The organism is Mycobacterium sp. THU-M104, from assembly GCF_049197365.1.
Classification (GTDB): domain Bacteria; phylum Actinomycetota; class Actinomycetes; order Mycobacteriales; family Mycobacteriaceae; genus Mycobacterium.
On sequence record NZ_JBMIOP010000046.1, the window covers coordinates 1 to 18,474 of the forward strand.

General features: G+C 69.7%; 19 protein-coding genes and 3 pseudogenes. 15 read left to right on the forward strand and 7 right to left on the reverse strand.

Features of this window, described 5'->3' with window-relative positions; genetic code table 11:
* The 3 genes from ACOJVU_RS04370 to ACOJVU_RS04380 form a co-directional block, all read right to left on the reverse strand.
* Positions 1-297 (reverse strand): PE family protein (locus tag ACOJVU_RS04370; protein ID WP_421528659.1); only part of this gene is annotated, 297 nt, incomplete at its 3' end.
* A gap of 166 nt (positions 298-463) precedes the next feature.
* The gene (locus ACOJVU_RS04375) at positions 464-1,288 is read right to left on the reverse strand and encodes a tyrosine-protein phosphatase (protein WP_421528660.1); all 825 of its coding nucleotides are present in this window, start codon (positions 1,286-1,288) and stop codon (positions 464-466) included.
* On the reverse strand, positions 1,281-2,501 hold the full coding sequence (locus ACOJVU_RS04380; RefSeq protein ID WP_421528757.1) for an acyl-CoA dehydrogenase family protein: 1,221 nt from the start codon (positions 2,499-2,501) through the stop codon (positions 1,281-1,283). The genes ACOJVU_RS04375 and ACOJVU_RS04380 overlap by 8 nt, the downstream gene beginning before the upstream one ends.
* Positions 2,502-2,583: 82 nt before the next feature.
* Between ACOJVU_RS04380 and ACOJVU_RS04385 the strand changes: the two genes are divergently transcribed.
* From ACOJVU_RS04385 to ACOJVU_RS04400, 4 genes are all read left to right on the forward strand, one after another.
* Complete coding sequence (locus tag ACOJVU_RS04385) at positions 2,584-3,045, forward strand: DUF1348 family protein (protein WP_421528661.1); 462 nt, start codon at positions 2,584-2,586, stop codon at positions 3,043-3,045.
* Between the two features lie 321 nt (positions 3,046-3,366).
* A complete protein-coding gene (locus ACOJVU_RS04390) occupies positions 3,367-4,470 on the forward strand; it encodes a Re/Si-specific NAD(P)(+) transhydrogenase subunit alpha (RefSeq protein ID WP_421528662.1) in 1,104 nt (367 codons plus the stop codon).
* Positions 4,470-4,814 (forward strand): NAD(P) transhydrogenase subunit alpha, encoded by a 345-nt coding sequence (locus ACOJVU_RS04395; RefSeq protein ID WP_421528663.1) that lies wholly within the window; start codon positions 4,470-4,472, stop codon positions 4,812-4,814. Before ACOJVU_RS04390 ends, ACOJVU_RS04395 begins: the two co-directional genes overlap by 1 nt.
* Positions 4,811-6,244 carry an NAD(P)(+) transhydrogenase (Re/Si-specific) subunit beta gene (locus ACOJVU_RS04400; protein WP_421528664.1) on the forward strand — a complete coding sequence of 478 codons (1,434 nt, stop codon included), beginning with the start codon at positions 4,811-4,813 and terminating at the stop codon, positions 6,242-6,244. Before ACOJVU_RS04395 ends, ACOJVU_RS04400 begins: the two co-directional genes overlap by 4 nt.
* Before the next feature lie 37 nt (positions 6,245-6,281).
* Here ACOJVU_RS04400 and ACOJVU_RS04405 read toward each other — a convergent pair whose 3' ends face one another.
* Positions 6,282-6,407 carry a hypothetical protein gene (locus ACOJVU_RS04405; RefSeq protein ID WP_007167223.1) on the reverse strand — a complete coding sequence of 42 codons (126 nt, stop codon included), beginning with the start codon at positions 6,405-6,407 and terminating at the stop codon, positions 6,282-6,284.
* A 156-nt stretch (positions 6,408-6,563) separates the two neighbouring features.
* On the opposite strand from ACOJVU_RS04405, the gene ACOJVU_RS04410 reads away from it, so the two are divergent.
* From ACOJVU_RS04410 to ACOJVU_RS04425, 4 genes and pseudogenes are all read left to right on the forward strand, one after another.
* Entirely contained in the window at positions 6,564-7,187 is a 624-nt protein-coding gene (locus tag ACOJVU_RS04410; RefSeq protein WP_421528665.1) for a TetR/AcrR family transcriptional regulator, read from the forward strand.
* Positions 7,188-7,676: 489 nt separating this feature from the next.
* Positions 7,677-8,243: pseudogene (locus tag ACOJVU_RS04415) on the forward strand (diacylglycerol kinase); the annotation flags it as partial.
* Positions 8,244-8,984: an SDR family oxidoreductase gene (locus tag ACOJVU_RS04420; RefSeq protein ID WP_421528758.1), complete on the forward strand. Its 741-nt coding sequence runs from the start codon at positions 8,244-8,246 to the stop codon at positions 8,982-8,984.
* Positions 8,985-9,009: 25 nt separating this feature from the next.
* Positions 9,010-10,350, forward strand: coding sequence for an FAD-binding oxidoreductase (locus ACOJVU_RS04425; RefSeq protein WP_421528666.1), 1,341 nt, complete (start codon positions 9,010-9,012; stop codon positions 10,348-10,350).
* On the opposite strand, the gene ACOJVU_RS04430 is transcribed toward ACOJVU_RS04425, so the two are convergent.
* The 3 genes and pseudogenes from ACOJVU_RS04430 to ACOJVU_RS04440 all read right to left on the reverse strand — a co-directional run.
* The gene (locus ACOJVU_RS04430) at positions 10,351-10,890 is read right to left on the reverse strand and encodes a TetR/AcrR family transcriptional regulator (RefSeq protein WP_421528667.1); all 540 of its coding nucleotides are present in this window, start codon (positions 10,888-10,890) and stop codon (positions 10,351-10,353) included.
* Between the two features lie 10 nt (positions 10,891-10,900).
* Positions 10,901-11,725 (reverse strand): thioesterase family protein, encoded by an 825-nt coding sequence (locus tag ACOJVU_RS04435; RefSeq protein ID WP_421528668.1) that lies wholly within the window; start codon positions 11,723-11,725, stop codon positions 10,901-10,903.
* Between the two features lie 16 nt (positions 11,726-11,741).
* Positions 11,742-11,945 (reverse strand): annotated as a pseudogene (locus ACOJVU_RS04440) (SMP-30/gluconolactonase/LRE family protein); the annotation flags it as partial.
* 205 nt (positions 11,946-12,150) lie between these two features.
* Here ACOJVU_RS04440 and ACOJVU_RS04445 point away from each other — a divergent pair.
* The 7 genes and pseudogenes from ACOJVU_RS04445 to ACOJVU_RS04475 all read left to right on the forward strand — a co-directional run bounded on the left by ACOJVU_RS04445 (position 12,151) and on the right by ACOJVU_RS04475 (position 18,373).
* Complete coding sequence (locus ACOJVU_RS04445) at positions 12,151-13,050, forward strand: acyl-CoA thioesterase (RefSeq protein ID WP_421528669.1); 900 nt, start codon at positions 12,151-12,153, stop codon at positions 13,048-13,050.
* Between the two features lie 11 nt (positions 13,051-13,061).
* Positions 13,062-13,972, forward strand: a pseudogene (locus tag ACOJVU_RS04450) (LLM class F420-dependent oxidoreductase).
* Positions 13,972-15,150 (forward strand): acyl-CoA dehydrogenase family protein, encoded by a 1,179-nt coding sequence (locus tag ACOJVU_RS04455; protein WP_421528670.1) that lies wholly within the window; start codon positions 13,972-13,974, stop codon positions 15,148-15,150. The pseudogene ACOJVU_RS04450 and the gene ACOJVU_RS04455 overlap by 1 nt, the downstream one beginning before the upstream one ends.
* Positions 15,151-15,571: 421 nt before the next feature.
* Positions 15,572-16,234 carry a hypothetical protein gene (locus tag ACOJVU_RS04460; protein WP_421528671.1) on the forward strand — a complete coding sequence of 221 codons (663 nt, stop codon included), beginning with the start codon at positions 15,572-15,574 and terminating at the stop codon, positions 16,232-16,234.
* A 68-nt stretch (positions 16,235-16,302) separates the two neighbouring features.
* Complete coding sequence (locus tag ACOJVU_RS04465; RefSeq protein ID WP_421528672.1) at positions 16,303-17,472, forward strand: CaiB/BaiF CoA transferase family protein; 1,170 nt, start codon at positions 16,303-16,305, stop codon at positions 17,470-17,472.
* 119 nt (positions 17,473-17,591) lie between these two features.
* Complete coding sequence (locus ACOJVU_RS04470) at positions 17,592-18,167, forward strand: hypothetical protein (protein ID WP_421528673.1); 576 nt, start codon at positions 17,592-17,594, stop codon at positions 18,165-18,167.
* The gene (locus ACOJVU_RS04475; protein WP_421528674.1) at positions 18,164-18,373 is read left to right on the forward strand and encodes a hypothetical protein; all 210 of its coding nucleotides are present in this window, start codon (positions 18,164-18,166) and stop codon (positions 18,371-18,373) included. The genes ACOJVU_RS04470 and ACOJVU_RS04475 overlap by 4 nt, the downstream gene beginning before the upstream one ends.
* Positions 18,374-18,474 lie beyond the last annotated feature (101 nt).

Here is an 18,474-nt window from a genome sequence, read left to right on the forward strand (position 1 = left end):
GCCCAGGGTGCCGGCGACACCCGCCTCGGCCTGCACGTAGGCGTTCCCGGCGCCGCTCAAAGCCGCCACGAACTGCTCGTGGAACGCGCTCGCCTGCGCCAGCAGCGCCTGGTAGTCCTGGCCGAATGAGCCGAACAGCGCTGCAGTGGCTTCCGACACCTCGTCCTGCGCCGCGGCCACCAGCCCGGTCGTCTGCGCCGCGGCCGCGGCGCGGGCCTGGTCGATCGCCGCGCCGATTCCCGCCGCGTCCGACGCGGCCGACCCTATCAACTGGGGCTGTACAAGCATGCTCGTCATCGGGCATTCCCTTCCGGCCAGGACTGTTGAGTTGTGCCGACGTCGGGCCGCGCATCACCGTCTTCGCGGCCGGCCCAGCAGTCGGCTCGTGCCATCCTAGACGTGATCTGCGTCTCGGTATGCATCTTTTGCGGCTCGTTTTCCGAAAGTGTGACGGCGCCGGTGCTCAGGCGAACAGTGCGTCGCGCAACCGGCCCACGTCGGCAGCGGTGATGCCCGCGTCGCGCAGATACGCCTGCAGGGACCCGAACTCGCCGTCGATCCGCTGCCATGCGGCGTCCAGGTACTCCTCGCGCACTCCCAGCACCCCGTCCGAGAGCCGGGCCTCGGCGAAGGTTTCCACCTCCGCGGTCACCGGGGCCTGTGCGCGCTGGTGGATCATCTCGGTGATCTGCACCCGCAACTGGGGGACGGCGTCGTTGCTGCGCAGGAAGTCCGCGACGATGGCGTCCCGGTCGACACCGACCGCCGCCAGCACCGTCGCCACCACGAAGCCGGTGCGGTCCTTGCCCGCGAAGCAGTGCGTGAGCACCGGGCGCCCGGCAGCCAGCAGCGTGACGACGCGGCGCAGCGCGCGCTGCGCCCCGTTGCGCACCGGGAACTGCCGGTATTCGTCGATCATGTAGCGGGTTGCGGCCTCGTCGACCGGCAGGCCCTCCTCGCGTTGCAGCAGCTGCTGGAACGCGTGCTCGTGCGGCGCCTGCCCGGCCTCGCCGTTGGCGGGGTCGTCGTCGGCGAGATCGGGGACCGGCAGCAGGTGGATGTCGACGCCGTCGGGCACCCGGCCCGGCCCGCGCCGGGCCACCTCCCGCGACGACCGCAGGTCGGCGACGTCGGTGATCGCCAGCCGCCGCATCGTGGCGCGGCCCTCGTCGTCGAGCCGGCTCAGCTCGCCGGAACGGAACAGCCGCCCGGGTCGCAGCGCGGATACGGTGTCGGCGACGTCGCGAAAGTTCCAGGTCCCCGACAGTTCCCGTAACGCCTCAGCCACGCGACGTGACCGCCGCGGCCAACGGCGACTTCTCCCGGCCGATCTCGGCGCGCGCGATGGTCCGCATGTGCACCTCGTCGGGTCCGTCGAAGATCCGCATCGCGCGATGCCAGCCGTACATCCGGGCCAGCGGAGTGTCCTCGCTGACGCCGGCGGCACCGTGCACCTGGATGGCGCGGTCGATGACGTCGCAGGCCACCTGCGGGGCGACCGCCTTGATCTGGGAGACCAGCAGGTGGGCGGCCCTGTTGCCGTGCTCGTCGATCGTCCACGCCGCCTTCTCGCACAGCAGCCGGGCCTGGTCGATCTCGTTGCGCGACGCGGCGATCGCCTCGCGCACCACGCCCTGCTCGGCCAGCGGCCGGCCGAACGCCACCCGGTTGCGGGCCCGCTCGGTCATCAGGGCCAGCGCGCGTTCGGCGCCGCCCAGCGCGCGCATGCAGTGGTGGATGCGGCCCGGGCCCAACCGGGCCTGGGCGATCGCGAAGCCGCCCCCCTCCTCGCCGAGCAGGTTGGTGACCGGCACCCGGACGTTGTCGTAGACGATCTCGCTGTGCCCGGGCTGGTCGTGGAAGCCGAACACCGTCGTCGAGCGGAGCACGGTCACACCCGGCGTGTCGATGGGCACCAGCACCATCGACTGCTGCTGGTGGCTCGCCGCGTCGGGATTGGTGCGGCCCATCACGATCAGGATCGTGCAGCGCGGGTCCGCGGCCCCCGACGTCCACCATTTGCGGCCGTTGATGACGTAGTCGGAGCCGTCGCGCTCGATCGTGGTCTCGATGTTGCGGGCGTCGCTGCTGGCCACCGCGGGTTCGGTCATCGAAAAGCCGCTGCGGATCTCTCCGTTGAGCAGCGGGTGGAGCCACCGGGTGCGCTGCTCCTCGGTGCCGAACATGTGCAGGATCTCCATGTTGCCGGTATCGGGCGCGGCGCAGTTGAGCGCCTCGGGCGCGAGTTCCAGGCTCCAGCCGGTCAGCTCGGCCAGCGGGGCGTACTCGAGATTGGTCAGGCCCGACTCGGCCGGCAGGAACAGGTTCCACAGGCCGCGGTCCTTGGCCTTGGTCTTGAGTTCCTCGACGACCGGCGGGACGGTGTGGTCATGGGGGCCGGCCTCGAGACGGTAGGCGTCGTAGGCGGCCTCGGCTTCGAAGACGTGCTCGGTCATGAAGTCGGCCAGCCGCTGGTGGTAGTCGCTTGCTTTGGCCGACATCGCGAAGTCCATGCCCGTCACGATAGGGCACCTGCGGCCGCTCGCATTTGACAGGCGGTCAACTTCCCGCACGATCTGTGCCATGACCGAGACGTTGCCCCCCTTTCCCCCGTTCACCCGCGCGACGGCGATACACAAGGTCCAGGCCGCCGAGGACGCCTGGAACACCTGTGACCCCGAACGCGTCAGCCGCGCCTACACACCGGAGTCGCGGTGGCGCAACCGCGGCGAACACGTCATCGGCCGCGACGCCATCGTGGCGTTCCTGACCCGCAAGTGGCGGCGCGAACTCGGCTACTCGCTGCGCAAGAGCCTGTGGGACTTCCACGGCAACCGCATCGCGGTGCGGTTCCAGTACGAATGCCGCGACCGCGACGGCCAGTGGTACCGCAGCTACGGCAACGAACTGTGGGAGTTCGACCCGTCGGGGCTGATGGCGCGCCGCGAGGCCAGCATCAACGACGTGCCCATCGAAGAATCCGAGCGGCGCTACTTCGGGCCACGCCCGGCCGCCGAACGTGACCAGGACATCACGATGTGGTGAAGGCCGATGTGGTGAAGGCCGGTGTGGTGACGGCATGTGGTGACGGCGCGGCTGGTGGACACGCGGCTCTCTGAACGCGGCGTCGCAACACAACGCTTTCTTGTGGCCCCACAACGCGGCAACGGCTAGCGAATCGCCGCAGGGCGGCGAAGCATCGACCGGGACAGCCGACCGGTTGCCGGGGAAGTCTGCCCGGGTGATCACAGGTCGGTGGCGGACGCGGCGCGCGTTAAGGTAGCCAAGCGCGCGGCTGGGCCGGCGCCGTATCCATCGGTGGGGACATCCATCGGCAGAAAGCACGGGAAAGTAGATGTACGTGTCATGACAGATTCGCAGACAACGCCGGTCAGGGTTGGTGTGGTCGCCGAGTCCGGGGCCGGCGAGCGCAGGGTCGCGCTGGTCCCCAAGGCGGTCGCACCGCTGGTGAAAAGAGGTGTCAGCGTCGTCGTCGAATCCGGCGCCGGCGAGAAGGCGCTGCTTCCCGACGCCCTCTACATCGAGGCCGGGGCGAGCATCGGCGACCCGTGGGGCGCCGATGTCGTCGTCAAGGTGGCCCCGCCCAGCGCTGCCGAGGTCGCCAAGCTGCACAGCGGCCAGACGCTGGTCGGCTTCCTGGCGCCCCGCAATGCCGACAACTGCATCGGCGCGCTGAGAAGCGCCGGGGTGCAGGCCTACGCGCTGGAGGCCATTCCGCGTATCTCACGCGCCCAGGCGATGGACGCGCTGTCCTCGCAGGCCAACGTGTCCGGTTACAAGGCCGTGCTGGTCGCGGCCTGGGAGTCGACGCGGTTCTTCCCGATGCTGACCACGGCGGCGGGCACCGTGAAGCCGGCCACCGTGCTGGTGCTCGGCGTCGGGGTGGCGGGGCTGCAGGCCTTGGCGACCGCCAAGCGGCTCGGCGCGCGCACCACCGGCTACGACGTGCGCCCCGAGGTGGCCGACCAGGTGCGTTCGGTGGGCGCCCAGTGGCTCGACCTGGGTATCGACGCCGCGGGCGAGGGCGGTTACGCCCGGGAGTTGACCGAGGAGGAGCGCGCGCAGCAGCAAAAAGCACTGGAGAAGGCCATCACCGGATTCGACGTGGTGATCACCACCGCGCTGGTGCCGGGCCGGCCCGCGCCGCGACTGGTGACCGCTGCGGCGGTGCAGGGCATGAAACCCGGCAGCGTCGTGGTGGACCTGGCCGGGGAGACCGGCGGCAACTGCGAGCTCACCGAACCGGGCCAGACCGTGGTCCGCCACGACGTCACCATCGCGGCACCGCTGAACCTGCCGGCCACGATGCCCGAGCACGCCAGCGAGCTGTACAGCAAGAACATCACGGCCCTGCTGGAACTGATGATCAAAGACGGCACGCTGGCCCCCGACTTCGGCGACGAGATCATCGCGGCGGCCTGCGTGACGCGCACCGGAGAGGACTCCTGATGTACGACGAGCTGTTGCAGAATCTGGCGATCCTGGTGTTGTCCGGGTTCGTCGGGTTCGCGGTGATCTCCAAGGTCCCCAACACCCTGCACACCCCGCTGATGTCGGGGACCAACGCCATCCACGGAATCGTGGTACTGGGCGCGCTGGTGGTGTTCGGCAAGGTCGAGCACCCGTCGATCGCCCTACAGATCATCATGTTCGTGGCGGTGGTGTTCGGAACGCTGAACGTCATCGGCGGATTCATCGTCACCGACCGGATGCTGGGCATGTTCAAGGGCAAGAAGCCTGCGGCCGCCGCGGCCGGGAAGGGCGACAAAGCAGGAGGGCCTGCGGGCAAATGAATTACCTGATCACCGTCCTTTACATCATCTCGTTCTCGCTGTTCATCTACGGCTTGATGGGCCTGACCGGCCCCAAGACCGCGGTGCGCGGCAACCTGATCGCCGCGGTCGGCATGACGCTGGCGGTGGCGGCGACGCTGGTCATGATCCGCGACACCACCCAGTGGCCGCTGATCATCGCCGGTCTGGTCGTCGGTGTGGTGCTCGGCGTGCCGCCGGCACGGCTGACCAAGATGACCGCCATGCCGCAGCTTGTGGCGTTCTTCAACGGCGTCGGCGGCGGCACCGTCGCGCTCATCGCGCTGTCGGAATTCCTCGAGACCACCGGCTTCTCGGCCTTCCAGCACAACGAGTCACCGACGGTGCACATCGTGGTGGCCTCGCTGTTCGCCGCGATCATCGGCTCGATCTCGTTCTGGGGCTCGATCATCGCGTTCGGCAAGCTGCAGGAAATCCTGCCCGGCCGGCCCATCGGCCTGGGGAAGGCTCAGCAACTCGTCAACCTGTTGCTGCTGATCGCGGCGGTGGCCGCCGCGGTGGTCATCGGCCTGCACGCGCATCCCTGCAGCGGCGGCGTGTCGCTGTGGTGGATGATCGGCCTGCTGGCCGCCTCGGGTGTGCTCGGCCTGATGGTGGTGCTGCCCATCGGTGGCGCCGACATGCCGGTGGTCATCTCCCTGCTGAATGCGATGACCGGGCTGTCGGCCGCCGCGGCGGGGCTGGCGCTGAACAACACCGCGATGATCGTGGCCGGCATGATCGTCGGTGCTTCCGGTTCGATCCTGACCAATCTGATGGCCAAGGCGATGAACCGCTCCATCCCCGCGATCGTGGCGGGCGGGTTCGGCGGTGGCGGCATGGCGCCGGCCGGCGGCCTTGGTGGTCAAGGCGGTAACAAGGTCGTCAAGGCGACCTCGGCGGCCGACGCGGCGATCCAGATGGCCTACGCCAACCAGGTGATCGTGGTCCCGGGCTACGGCTTGGCCGTAGCGCAGGCCCAGCATGCGGTCAAGGACATGGCGTCCCTGCTGGAGAAGCGCGGCGTACCGGTGAAGTACGCGATCCACCCGGTTGCCGGCCGCATGCCCGGGCACATGAACGTGCTGCTGGCCGAGGCCGAGGTCGACTACGACGCGATGAAGGACATGGACGACATCAACGACGAGTTCGCCCGCACCGACGTCGCCATCGTCATCGGCGCCAACGACGTCACCAACCCGGCGGCCCGCAACGATCCGTCCAGCCCGATCTACGGCATGCCCATCCTCAACGTGGACAAGGCCAAGTCGGTGATCGTGCTGAAACGGTCGATGAACTCCGGGTTCGCGGGCATCGACAACCCGCTGTTCTACGGCGAGGGAACGACCATGCTGTTCGGGGACGCGAAGAAGTCGGTGACCGAGATCGCCGAGGAGCTCAAGGCGCTCTGAGCAGGTTTCGAGCGCCGATGCTGCCGGTCAGACGGGCTCAGACGGGCGGATAGGCCGGCGGCGGGTAGCCGTTGCCGTCGACGACTCCGCGCAGACCCCACGGGACGTAACGGAAGAAGAACTCGATCTCGTCGCTCGCGTCGTAGTCCGGGCTCGGATCCATTGGGCCACCCCTGTGGTCAGTCGCGACTGGTTCGCCGGTCAGTCTAGTCCCCTCCACCGCGGCGCAACACCCGCATAAACTGTCCAACCAGTTGATTGACGGCTAGCCTGGTCCGGGGTCGCGCCCGGCCCCGGCAATGGACGATAGCGAGTGCAGATGCCAACCGAGAACGGGGTTTCCCGCCGCGAGGAGTTGCTGGCCGTTGCCACCACGCTGTTCGCCGCCCGCGGCTATCACGGCACCCGGATGGACGACGTGGCCGATGTCATCGGGCTGAACAAGGCGACTGTCTACCACTACTACGCCAGTAAGGCGCTGATCCTGTTCGACATCTACCGTCAGGCCGCCGAGGGCACGCTGGCCGCCGTCCACGACGACCCGTCGTGGACGGCCCGCGAGGCGTTCTACCAGTACACCGCACGGTTGCTCGGCGGGATCGCCGACAACCCCGAGCGCGCCGCCGTCTACTTCCAGGAAGCGCCCTACATCACCGAGTGGTTCACCGCCGAACAGGTTGCCGAGGTGCGGGAGAAGGAAGCGCAGGTCTACGAGCACGTGCACGGTCTCATCGACCGCGGGATCGCCAGCGGTGAGTTCTACGAGTGCGACTCGCACGTGGTGGCACTGGGCTACATCGGCATGACGCTGGGCAGCTACCGCTGGCTGCGGCCCAGCGGGCGGCGCAGCGCCAAGGAGATCGCCGCCGAGTTCAGCACCGCGCTGCTGCGGGGGCTCATCCGCGACGAGACGATCCGCCAGACCTCGCCGCTGGGTCCGTAAGAGCTCCGGCGCGTCCTGTCCCGGCCCTGCCGAGTCGGTCGTCGGCGGAACACGTCGCAGCACGGGGCCCACAGCCCGGCCGCCGGGGAATTCGACGCCGCGGCTGCTTGTGTCACACTCTGCTCGGCGTAACCGAGTTCACGCGCAAGGTGGGACAGGCTGATCCGCGTATCTGCCAGGTATTGCGGGGCGAGTTCCTTGCGCACCTGATCCACCACGGCGGCGAACGTCGTTCCCTCGTCGGCGGAGAAGGTGGCCAAGGACGCCGGCGCGCTGTGCGGCGTCGCGCTCGACGACGAGGTCGTCACAGGTGTCCCGGCGGTGGCCGATCTTGACGCCGTGCTGGCCACCGGGCCCGAGTGCGTCGTCTACTGCGCGATGGGCGACACCCGATTACCGGACGCGATGGCCGACGTCATGCGGATCCTGGCCGCCGGGATCAACGTCGTCGGGTCGTCGCCAGGGCTGCTGCAGTACCCGTGGGGCGTGATGCCCGACAAGTACATCGCGCGCGTCGAAAATGCTGCCCGGCAAGGCAATTCGAGCAACTTCATCAGCGGTGTCGACCCGGGATTCGTCAACGACCTGATCCCGCTGGCCCTGGCCGGGACCTGCCGGCGCGTCGAACAGGTGCGCTGCATGGAGATCCACGACTACGCCGGCTACGACGGCGCGGAAGTGATGCACTACATGGGCTTCGGCCGTCCGCTCGACGAGATCCCGATGCTGCTGCAACCGTGCGTGCTCAGCATCGCCTGGGGCACCGCGATCCGGCAGCTGGCGGCCGGGCTGGGCATCGAGGTCGACGAGATCGCCGAGTCCTACCAGCGCGAGCCCGCACCCGAGGATTTCGACATCGCGGTCGTTCGCGTGGCCAAGAGCACGCTGGCCGTGCTGCAGTTCGAGATCCGCGGGATGGTGGGCGGCCACCCCGCCATCGTCATCGAGCACATCACCCGGTTGCGGCCCGACCTGCGGCCCGACCTGCCCCAGCCCGCTTCCGGCGACGGCTCCTACCGCGTGGAGATCACCGGCGAGCCGTCCTACGCCGTGGACATCGTGCCGAGCAGCCGCAAAGGCGACCACAATCACGGCGGCGCCCGCGGCATGGGCGCCGAGCACGCGCGCCTGCTGGCCGCCGAGGGCGCCAAGGTGGTGATCGGCGACATCCTCGACGACGAGGGTAAGGCGCTGGCCGAGACGATCGGCGACGCGGCCCGCTACGTCCACCTCGACGTCACCCAGCCCGACCAGTGGGACGCCGCGGTCGCGACCGCCACCGGTGAGTTCGGCAAGCTCAACGTGCTGGTCAACAACGCCGGCATCGTCGCACTGGGGCAGCTGAAGAACTTCGATCTGGGCAAGTGGCAGAAGGTGATCGACGTCAACCTGACCGGCACCTTCCTGGGCATGCGGGTGGCCGTCGAGCCGATGACCGCGGCCGGGGGCGGCTCGATCATCAATGTGTCCTCGATCGAGGGTCTGCGCGGCGCGCCGGCGGTGCACCCCTACGTCGCCTCGAAGTGGGCGGTGCGCGGCCTGGCCAAGTCGGCGGCCCTGGAGCTGGCGCCGCACAACATCCGGGTGAACTCCGTGCACCCCGGCTTCATCCGCACCCCGATGACCGCGAACCTGCCCGAGGACCTGGTGACCATCCCGCTGGGCCGCCCCGGCGAGATGCGGGAAGTGTCCACGTTCGTGCTGTTCCTGGCCAGCGACGAGTCGTCGTATGCGACCGGCGCCGAGTTCGTCATGGACGGCGGCCTGGTGGCCGACGTGCCGCACAAGGAGTTCTGACGGCTGCGGTGCTATAACCGCGAGCATGCTGCGCGCGCTTCAGTCCGTGGTCGGGCCGGGCCACGTCGTCACCGACCCCGACGTCCTGGCCGGCCGAGCCGTCGACCACACCGGGCGCTACCGCGGCCGGGCCGGCGCGCTGGTGCGGCCGGGTTCGGCCGAAGAGGCCGCCGCGGTGCTGCGGGTGTGTCGCGACGCCGGGGCACACGTCACCGTGCAGGGCGGCCGCACCTCCCTGGTGGCCGGCACCGTACCCGAGCACGACGACGTGCTGCTGTCCACCGAGCGGCTGCGCGCGCTGGGTGACGTCGACACCGTGGAGCGCCGCGTCGAGGCAGGTGCCGGGGCCACGCTGGCCGCTGTGCAGCACGCGGCCGCCGCCGCGGGCCTGGTGTTCGGGGTGGATCTGGCCGCCCGGGACACGGCCACCGTGGGAGGCATGGCCTCGACCAACGCCGGCGGCCTGCGCACGGTGCGCTACGGCAACATGGGCGAGCAGGTGCTCGGCCTGCAGGTGGCGCTGCCCGACGGCTCGCTGCTGCGCCGGCACAGCCTGGTGCGCAGCGACAACACCGGCTACGACCTGCCGGCGCTGTTCGTCGGCGCCGAGGGCACCCTCGGCGTCATCACTGCGCTCGACCTGCGGCTGCACCCCGCGCCGACGCACCGGGTGACCGCCGTGTGCGGGTTCGCCGACCTGGAGGCGCTCGTGGCGGCCGGCCGGACGTTCCGCGACGTGGACGGGATCGCGGCGCTGGAGCTGATCGACGGCCGGGCGGGCGCGCTGATCCGTGCGCACCTCGGGGTGGCGGTGCCGGTGGACGGCGACTGGATGCTGCTGGTGGAACTGGCGGCCGACCACGACCAGACCGAACGGCTGGCCGACCTGCTCGACGGTGTGCAGCTGTGCGGGGAACCCGCAGTGGGCGTGGATGTCGCTGCCCAGCAACGGTTGTGGCAGGTTCGGGAGTCGCTGGCCGAGGTGCTCGGTGTGTACGGGCCGCCGCTGAAGTTCGACGTGTCGCTGCCACTGGCGGCGATCGGCGGGTTCGCCCGCGAGACGGTCGCGCTGTTGGGTGCGCACGCGCCCGACGCGCTGCCGCTGTTGTTCGGCCACGTCGGGGAGGGCAACCTGCATCTCAACGTGCTGCGCTGCCCGGTCGAACGAGAGCAGGCGGTGTACGGGCCGATGATGGACCTGATCGCCGGGTGCGGCGGCAACGTCAGCTCCGAGCACGGCGTCGGCAGCCGCAAACGCCAGTACCTGGGGATGTCGCGCGAACCCGCCGACATCGCCGCGATGCGGGCGGTCAAGGCAGCGCTGGACCCGACCGGCTATCTCAACGCCGCGGTGCTCTTCGAGTGATCAGCCCTGCGGCTTGATCCCCACGGCGTGGCGCAACTGAGCCAGGAACTGGTCGGCGTCGTCGCTGCGGACGATGTAGTGCGAGATGGCGATGCGGATCACGGTCGCCGCCTTCACCGCGGCATTGGGGCCGGGCAGATGCCGCTGCAGGCCCGCGCGCATCTCCGGCATGGCACGGGCGAACTGGGCGATGGTGTGCTCGGGTTCGACGTCGACCATGCGCACCCCCGAGTACGAATGCTGGTAGTCGACGATGAACCGCAGGACGGCGTCGAGCTTGTCGACGCCCTTGAGTCCGGCGGTGGCCCGCACCAGGCCGCTCTCGAAGGTCTGCCGCTCGTAGTTCGAAAACGCCGACAGCAGTTCCGCTTTGGAGGCAAACCAGCGGTACAGCGTCGGACGCGACACCCCGGCCTGGGCGGCGACCTCGGACAGGCTCAGTTTGGTCTTGCCGTTACGGCCCAGCACCTCGGCAGTGGCCGCCAGGATCCGCTGGCGCGTCGAGGTGTCGGTGTCCGTGACCGACGCCGGCTGGCTCATGGCTGAAACTCTACGAAGTCGCGCCGGGGCGCCGGCGCACCAGCACCGATTGCTGGATGGAGCCGACCGCGCCCCACTCGTCGAACAGCGTGCCGTTCGTCGTCCCGACGCCGTCGGGACCGTAGCTGGTCTCGGCGCGAATGCCGATCCACTCGCCCTCGGGGATGCGGAACACGTGCACGGCCAGATCGGTGTTCAGGAACGTCCACGCGCGGATATCAAGCTTGCTGCCGATGCCGTTGGCGCAGTCGGCGACCGCGAACAGCCGCTCAAGCGGCGTCATGGTCTCGCCCTTGACGAGGTCCACGGTCGGGTTGATCCAGGATTCACCCGGGCCCTCGCCCATCGGTTCGGTCAGCCACAGCCAGTCGAGGCTGTGCACGTAGTTGCGGTCCCAGTCCTTGGCCTTCAGGTTACGGTCGCGTGCCTCGGTCCGGGGGCGGGGCGGGGGAGTCGCGGCGTGCGCCACCGCCGTCGTGTCCTGCTGCTGGAACCGCCACCCGGTGGCGCGCGCGACCGGACGGGGTTCACCCTCGGGGCCCGGCGCCAGCATCTCGGCGCCGACCAGCTCGATCTGCTTGCCGCCGCGCTGCAGCTGCGCACCGACCCACAGGTCGCCGTCGGCCGGCACGCCGCCCAGCAGGTCGATCACGACCCGGGTCAGTCGGGTGTCGTCGCGGTTTTCGCATCGCTGCATGGCCCTCACCAGCAGCGCCGAGACCGGGCCGCCGTGCTGGATCGTCGCCGACCAGGTGCCGCGCACCAGGTCGGTGGCCCGAAACTTCTGGCCGAGGGCGTCCGCGTCGTCGATGAGCTCGTAATAGGAGTCGGTCATGTGCGCCTCTCGGATGTCACGGCAGGCCGGCGCCGGGCGTGTCGACCGTCACCGCGTCCAGGCGGGACAGCCGAGTGTCCCGCAGTAGCTCAGGGTAGGCGCCGGTGCCCGAGAGCAGGAACAGCGCGCGGCGCTTGGGGCCGCCCAGCGCCATGCCGTCGGGCGGGCCGTCGGGTTCGCCGGCGAAGACGCGGCCCGCGCCGTTACAAACCACCGAGAAAGTGTCGTGCACCGCGGGTCTCGGTGTCAATGTGCCGGACAAGTGCCCGGCGGTGCGCTCCTTTCCGGAAACGCAATGCCCGCTGGGCGCGTGTACCGGCCTTGTCGTCCGGTGAGAAGCATTGCCTCGCGTCACCAATGTTTACAACACCAACGGAAACTGTCACGCTGAACCCTGAGCTGCGAGCGCGAGAGGTAGAGCGGACTTGAGCAAGGTCTCCGAGGAATCCGAGCAGACCGAGTGGACGGTGCAGGGCCTGCTCGACCTGTTCGACGTGCGGGCCGACGGCCAGGACCGGTTCTTCGGCGACACCGGCGTCGACGTCGGGGCCGGCGGCGACGAACGGCGGGTCGCGGAGGGCACTCAGGTGCTGGCCCAGGCGATCGTCGCGGTGGCCAAACGATTCCCGGACAAGTCGGTGCGCTCGGCGCACGCGGTGTTCTCCCGCGCCGTGGCGGTCGGTCCGCCGGTCGAATTCGTCCTCGACGTCGTGGCCGAGGGCCGGTCTACCGCCACGGCGGTCGTCGCCGTGCACCAGAACGGCCGGCGCTGCCTGAGCATCACGGTGCTGGCCGACGTCCCCACCGCCGACGTCATCCGCCACCACCTGCCGCGGCCGGATGTGGCCGCCCCGGCCGATTCCCACGTGTCCGAGATGCCGACGGCCGGGCGGCAGCTGCGGCTGGTCGACGTCGTGGACGTCAACAGCCCCGACGAGGTCGGCCCGCCCGAGCTGCACGCGTGGCTGCACTACGATCCGATCCCCACCCGCGACGACCTGGCCAAGGCGCTCGTCGCGTACTTCACCGGGCACCTGGGCATCTCGACCACCATGCGCGCGCACCCGGGCATCGGCACCGACCAGGCGCACCTGACGGTGTCCACCGCCCCGATGAGCATCTCGGTCGCCTTCCACGAGCCGGTGCGCTGGGACGGCTGGCTGCTCTACACCCACGAGAGCACCCAGGTCGGCGCGGGAATGTCCTACGTGCGCGGCACGGTGCATTCCGAGGAGGGTGCGCTGCTGGCCTCGTTCGCCCAGGAGGCGCTGATCCGGCCGCTGCGCACCAGCGACACCACGATCGACGCGCGCTCACGGTTCTGACGGGCGGATCGATGCGCTTCGCCTTCACCCACCCGATGCACACCCATCCCTACAATTCGGAACTGGTGACCGGGGAGGGCATCGCGGCGGTCGCGGCGGCGGCCGGGTTCCACGGGTTCGGCTTCACCGACCACCCAGCGCCGTCGCAGCGGTGGCTGGAAGCCGGCGGCCACGACGCCCTGGATCCTTTTGTCGCCCTGGTCTTCGCGGCGGCCACGACCACCACGCTGCGGCTGATACCCAACATCGTGGTGCTGCCGTACCGAAACCCGTTCGTGGTGGCCAAGTCCGGTGCGACACTGGACCTGCTGTCGAACGGCCGGTTCACGTTGGCGGTCGGCGTGGGCTACCTCAAGCGGGAGTTCGCGGCGCTCGGCGTCGACTACGACGAGCGTGCCGAGCTGTTCGAGGAGGCGTTGCAGGTGATCCGCGCCGCGTGGACCACCGACGACTTGTCGTTCGAGGGAAGGCATTTCACCGCGCGTGGCATCACCGCGCGCCCGCGCCCGCTCAGCCGGCCACACCCGCCGATCTGGATCGGCGGCAACACCGCGTCGGCGCGCCGGCGTGCGCGCAGTACGGCGACGGCTGGTGCCCGTTTCCGGCTCCGGCCGCGCTGGCGCAGACGGCGGGCACCGCCTCGATCGACTCGCAGGACCGCCTCGCCGCGGGTATCGAGGACCTGCGGCGCCGCTGCGACGAGGCGGGCAGGGACTTCTCGACGCTGGACATCGCGTTCGCCAACTCCGCCGGCGGTGGCCCGTGAGGTGACGAATTCCATTCCGGCGTTTATCTTTCCGGGTTGCACAAGCTGGCGTCCCTCGGGGTGAACTGGCTGCAGGTCGGGCTGCCCGGCGACAGTCTGGCGCACGCGCTGGAAAGCATCGAGCGCTTCGGGAAACTCGTCATCCAAGGACGCTGATGGACTTCTCCCGGGTCGAACTGTCGGTCGCCGGCCAGGTGTTCCTCGATGAGACGCGCGCCTTCATCGCCGAGCACGTCACCGACGAGGTGCGTCGCCGCGATCGCCAAACCGGCGAGAACTTCGACCAGCAGGTGCATCTGGCTCTGGGCGAGGCCGGATACCTGGCCGCGGACTGGCGGTCCGAGGAAGACGGCGGGTTCAGCCCGGTGCGCCGGCCGATCTTCGAACTCGAGATCGCCAGGGCCCATACGCCCTGGTATCACTGGGGAACCACGTCGGTGGTCGCGCGCTTGGTGCAGCAGTTCGGTGAACCGCGGCTGTGTGAGGCGGTGCTACCGGGGGTGCTGTCCGGCGAGATCCTGCTGTGCCTGGGCTACACCGAGCCCGAGGGCGGTTCCGACGTCGCCACCTGCAAGACGCGGGCGGCGCGGGCCGGCGATGGAACCGGCTGGGTCATCAACGGCGCCAAGATGTTCACCTCCAACGCGCAGAACGCCACCTACGTCTTCCTGCTGACCAACACCGACGTGCAGGGGCCCAAGCACAAGAACCTGACCATGTTCCTGGTGCCGCTGGACTCCGCGGGCATCGAGATACAGCCCATCCGCACCGTGGACGGCGACCGAACCAACATCGCCTACTACACCGACGTGCGCGTCGACGACCTCTACCGGATTGGCGAGGTCAACGCGGGCTGGACGGTGATGCGCTCGGCGCTGGACGTCGAGCACGGCACCGGCCAACGCGAAGAGCATGGCCTGCAAGACGTCGCGACCATGGCCGGCCACGGTGTGGTGATGGCCGAGGCGGTGGACACCGTCGCGGCGATCGCGTCGCGACCCGACCGCGACGGGCATCGCCGGCTGGACGACGAGTCGGTGAAACACCGACTCGGGCGCAGCTTCGCGCGCATGGCGGCGGCGCTGTCGACGCCCACCATGTTCGGGCGGGTGGCGATCGCGCAGACCATGCGTGACATCTCCCCGGATTTGATGGACATCCTGGGGACCGCGGCGGCCCTGCCCACCGACGCCGAAGGCTCCGCCGACGACGGCGTGACCGAATACCTTTTCCGACTGGCACTTCCGACCGGGATCTACGGCGGCACCCTTGAGGTGTTCCGCAACATGATCGCCCAGCACGCGCTGGGCCTCGGGCGCCCCAGCTATCGCTAGGCGGACGGGAGCGCCGCTAACCGGGCGGTGGCCTACCCCGATGCGTGCGCCCACCCGGGGCGAAGAACGCGGAACGTCAGTCGAACCACCACCGTTCGAGGCCGCCCGCCGAGCAAAACTCAGCTTCGCCCAGTGCTCAGAAACGGTCCTGGTGCTCCTTGGGGGGAATGAGAATTTCGGCGGATATCCCTTAGTGAACCCACAATCAGGTACCTCGGTTCGCGCTGCCGGCGAAGCCGGCCGATGCCGCTCGTAGTGCCAACTCCGGCCATACCGACGCTCGGGCTCCTCGATAGCAAACCGGGGAGCGTCGCACGAGCGCCGTTATGACAACGGTAAGGAAACGCTCAGATCACAAACCTTGACCTGACCGTGTTGTAAATGTGACGTAAGGGGACCACTGTTACCAAAGTGAAATTGATTGGTGCTGATGCATTTCCACGACAGCTGGACATCGCTGAGGACCGCTGAGGAGCGACGCATGACCCCACTGAACATGACCCCACTGAAGATGTACCCCCCCTGGATCGAGCAGATGGCCCATCGCGCCTCCGCGGTCCGCCCGGCGGCCTCCGCAGCGCTGCGGCCGCTCGCGGTGACGGTGGGCGTCGTCGCCGTTGGAGCGATGGCGCTGGCCCCCGCGCACGCCGACCCGCCCGCCGACCCCATCACCAGCGTGCTCAATGGCGCCGGCGCGGGCGGTGCCGGCTCATTCAACGACACCCTCACCGGTATCGGGCAGTCGCTGTGCCCGATGCTGGTCAAGCCCGGCGCGACGTTGGCCACGCTCGCGTCGCAATTGTCGGGCAAACCGGGCTTGCCGCCGGACATGATCGGAGGCGTCGCCAGCATGGCGATCCAGTCGCAATGCCCGAGCGTCATGTCGTCGCTGGCCAGCGGTCAAATGCCCTCCGTGCTATCGGGTTTGGGTGGCAGTTCCGGCATGCCGCTCCAGCTGCCGGGGCTCGGGGGAGGTTCTGGCCCGCTCCAGCTGCCGGGGCTCGGTCCGGTTGCGCCGAGTCCGCTGCAGGCGCCGGGTATCGTCCCGGTGGCGGCCGGCCCGCCGCAAGTGCCGGTGCCCTGAGCGCCTGAGACGCGTCGCCGGGGACCCGCCGACGGCGGGAACCACCACCGCGGAGTAGGAACTTACCCATGGCCGGACCGATGGAGGGCGTCAAAGTCGTCGAACTCGGGGTCTGGGTGGCCGGCCCGGCCGCCGGGGCAATCCTGGCCGACTGGGGTGCCGACGTCATCAAGATCGAACCGCCGGGCGGTGATCCGGGCCGCATGTTCGGCCGGATGCTGGGGTGCGACCTCGGTGTCAACCCGCCGTTCGAGATGGACAACCGCTGCAAACGCAGCATCGTGCTGGACCTGACCACCGAGGCGGATCGCGACACCGCCTTCGAGTTGCTCTCCGGCGCCGACGTTTTCGTGACCAACGTGCGCCCCGGCGCGCTGCAGCGGCTCGGTCTGGACTACGAGTCGGTGTCGGCCCGCAACGCCCGGCTGGTCTACGGACTGATCACCGGCTACGGCGAGGCCGGGCCCGACGCCGACCGCGCCGCCTACGACGTCGCCGCGTTCTGGTCCCGCGCCGGGCTGGCGCACCTGCTCACCCGGCCCGGCGACACGCCCCCGTTCCAGCGAGGCGGCATGGGCGACCACTCGGCCGGCATGACCCTGACCGCGGCCATCTGTGCGGCCCTGATCGCGCGCGAACGCACCGGGGCCGGTCAGCTGGTGAGCACGTCGCTGTACCGGCAGGGCGCCTACACCGTGAGCTTCGATCTGAACACCTACCTGCTGACCGGCCAGCAGATCGCCATCGGGCAGCGCGAATCGATGGGCAACCCGTGCATGAACAACTACACCGCCGGCGACGGGCGCCGATTCTGGATCGTCGGCCTCGAGGCCGACCGGCATTGGCCCGCGTTGTGCCGCGCCGTGGGCCGTCCGGAATGGCTGATCGATCCGCGGTTCGCCGACGCTCGCTCCCGCGCCCAGAACGCGGTGGCGCTCATCGCCGCGCTCGACGAGATTTTCGCGACCCGACCGCTCGACGAATGGGCGCAGTCCTTCGCCGCCGAACCCGATTTCTTCTGGTCACCGGTCAACACGCTCGAGGACGTGGTCGCCGATGAGCAGTTCCACGCCGCGGGCGGGATCGTCGACGTGCCCGACGGTGAGGCCGGCGTGACGATGGTGGCCACGCCGGCGGACTTCCACGGCACGCCATGGGCACCACGTTCTGGCGCACCGGAATTGGGAGAGCACACCGACGAGATCCTCGCCGAACTCGAGGCGCGTCGCGGGTCGTGACCCGCCCGCCGAACCGTTGCAAATAGTCGTCAAAGTGTCACGCTGTCGGGTGAGTCGCGTCCCAACGCAAGCGCCGACACGCCAGCTCCTCCTGGCGTCCGGCGGTGAGGGATGGATTGATGGTCACCCCAACGTTCGACCTCCGCGCGAGCGGTCGGGCCGCCGCCACGCGGGTCACCCCCGCCGACGCCGCACCGCTGCGCTACCGGCTCGACGTCGTCGCAACCGGCGCCGCCGACGTCGTGGAATCGGCCGGGGGCTGGCTCTACGACCGCGTGATGGCCGGCTGGGAGGTGAGCGTGCGGCTGCCGCAGAGCTGCGACACCCGCGCACTGCGGATCCTCGGCGTCGCGGTGTCGGAATGCCGGTCCGGGTGGTGCGAGACCGAGATCGCCGATCGCAGCCGGGCCGTCAGTGCGGCGGCGTTCCGGGCCGACCCGCGCGTCCGGGACCGGGTGCTGGCGTCGCTGGACGGGCGGCTGACCGAGGTCGCGCTGGGGGGCGACGAGTGGCCACCCAACGTGGACCGGGCGATGAGCCGGGCCCAGCACGTGCTCAGCGCGGCGGCCCGGACGTTCAAGGGCCATGCCCTGGCTGCGGTTGGGAACAACTGTGCCACAGGCGATCCCGTCGAGAAGCTGCTGTGCGATGTGTGGTCTCCGGCCGAGCCGCAGCTGGTCCGGCTCGAGCGATGAAGAGGTACTACGGCCACACGCTGCACTCCCTGTGCAAGGCCCTCGCGCTGGGCCGCGGGCGCAGCGCGAGCTTCACCGAGATGTTCACCGGCGCCTACCAGCCGATGATGCGCGTGCTGGGCGCCCGGTGGAAGCCACGGAGCCCCGGCGGACCCCTGCGACTGCTCGAAAAGGCGGTCGGCAACGCGCAGGTGCGGGCACGCTGACTCTGCGCAGCGCGCGCAGCTTCTGGGGGATGACCCGCAGGTTCAAGCCCGGCTACTCAAGCCTCGACGCCCCCGCCCCCGCCCCCGCCGGCACGGCCACG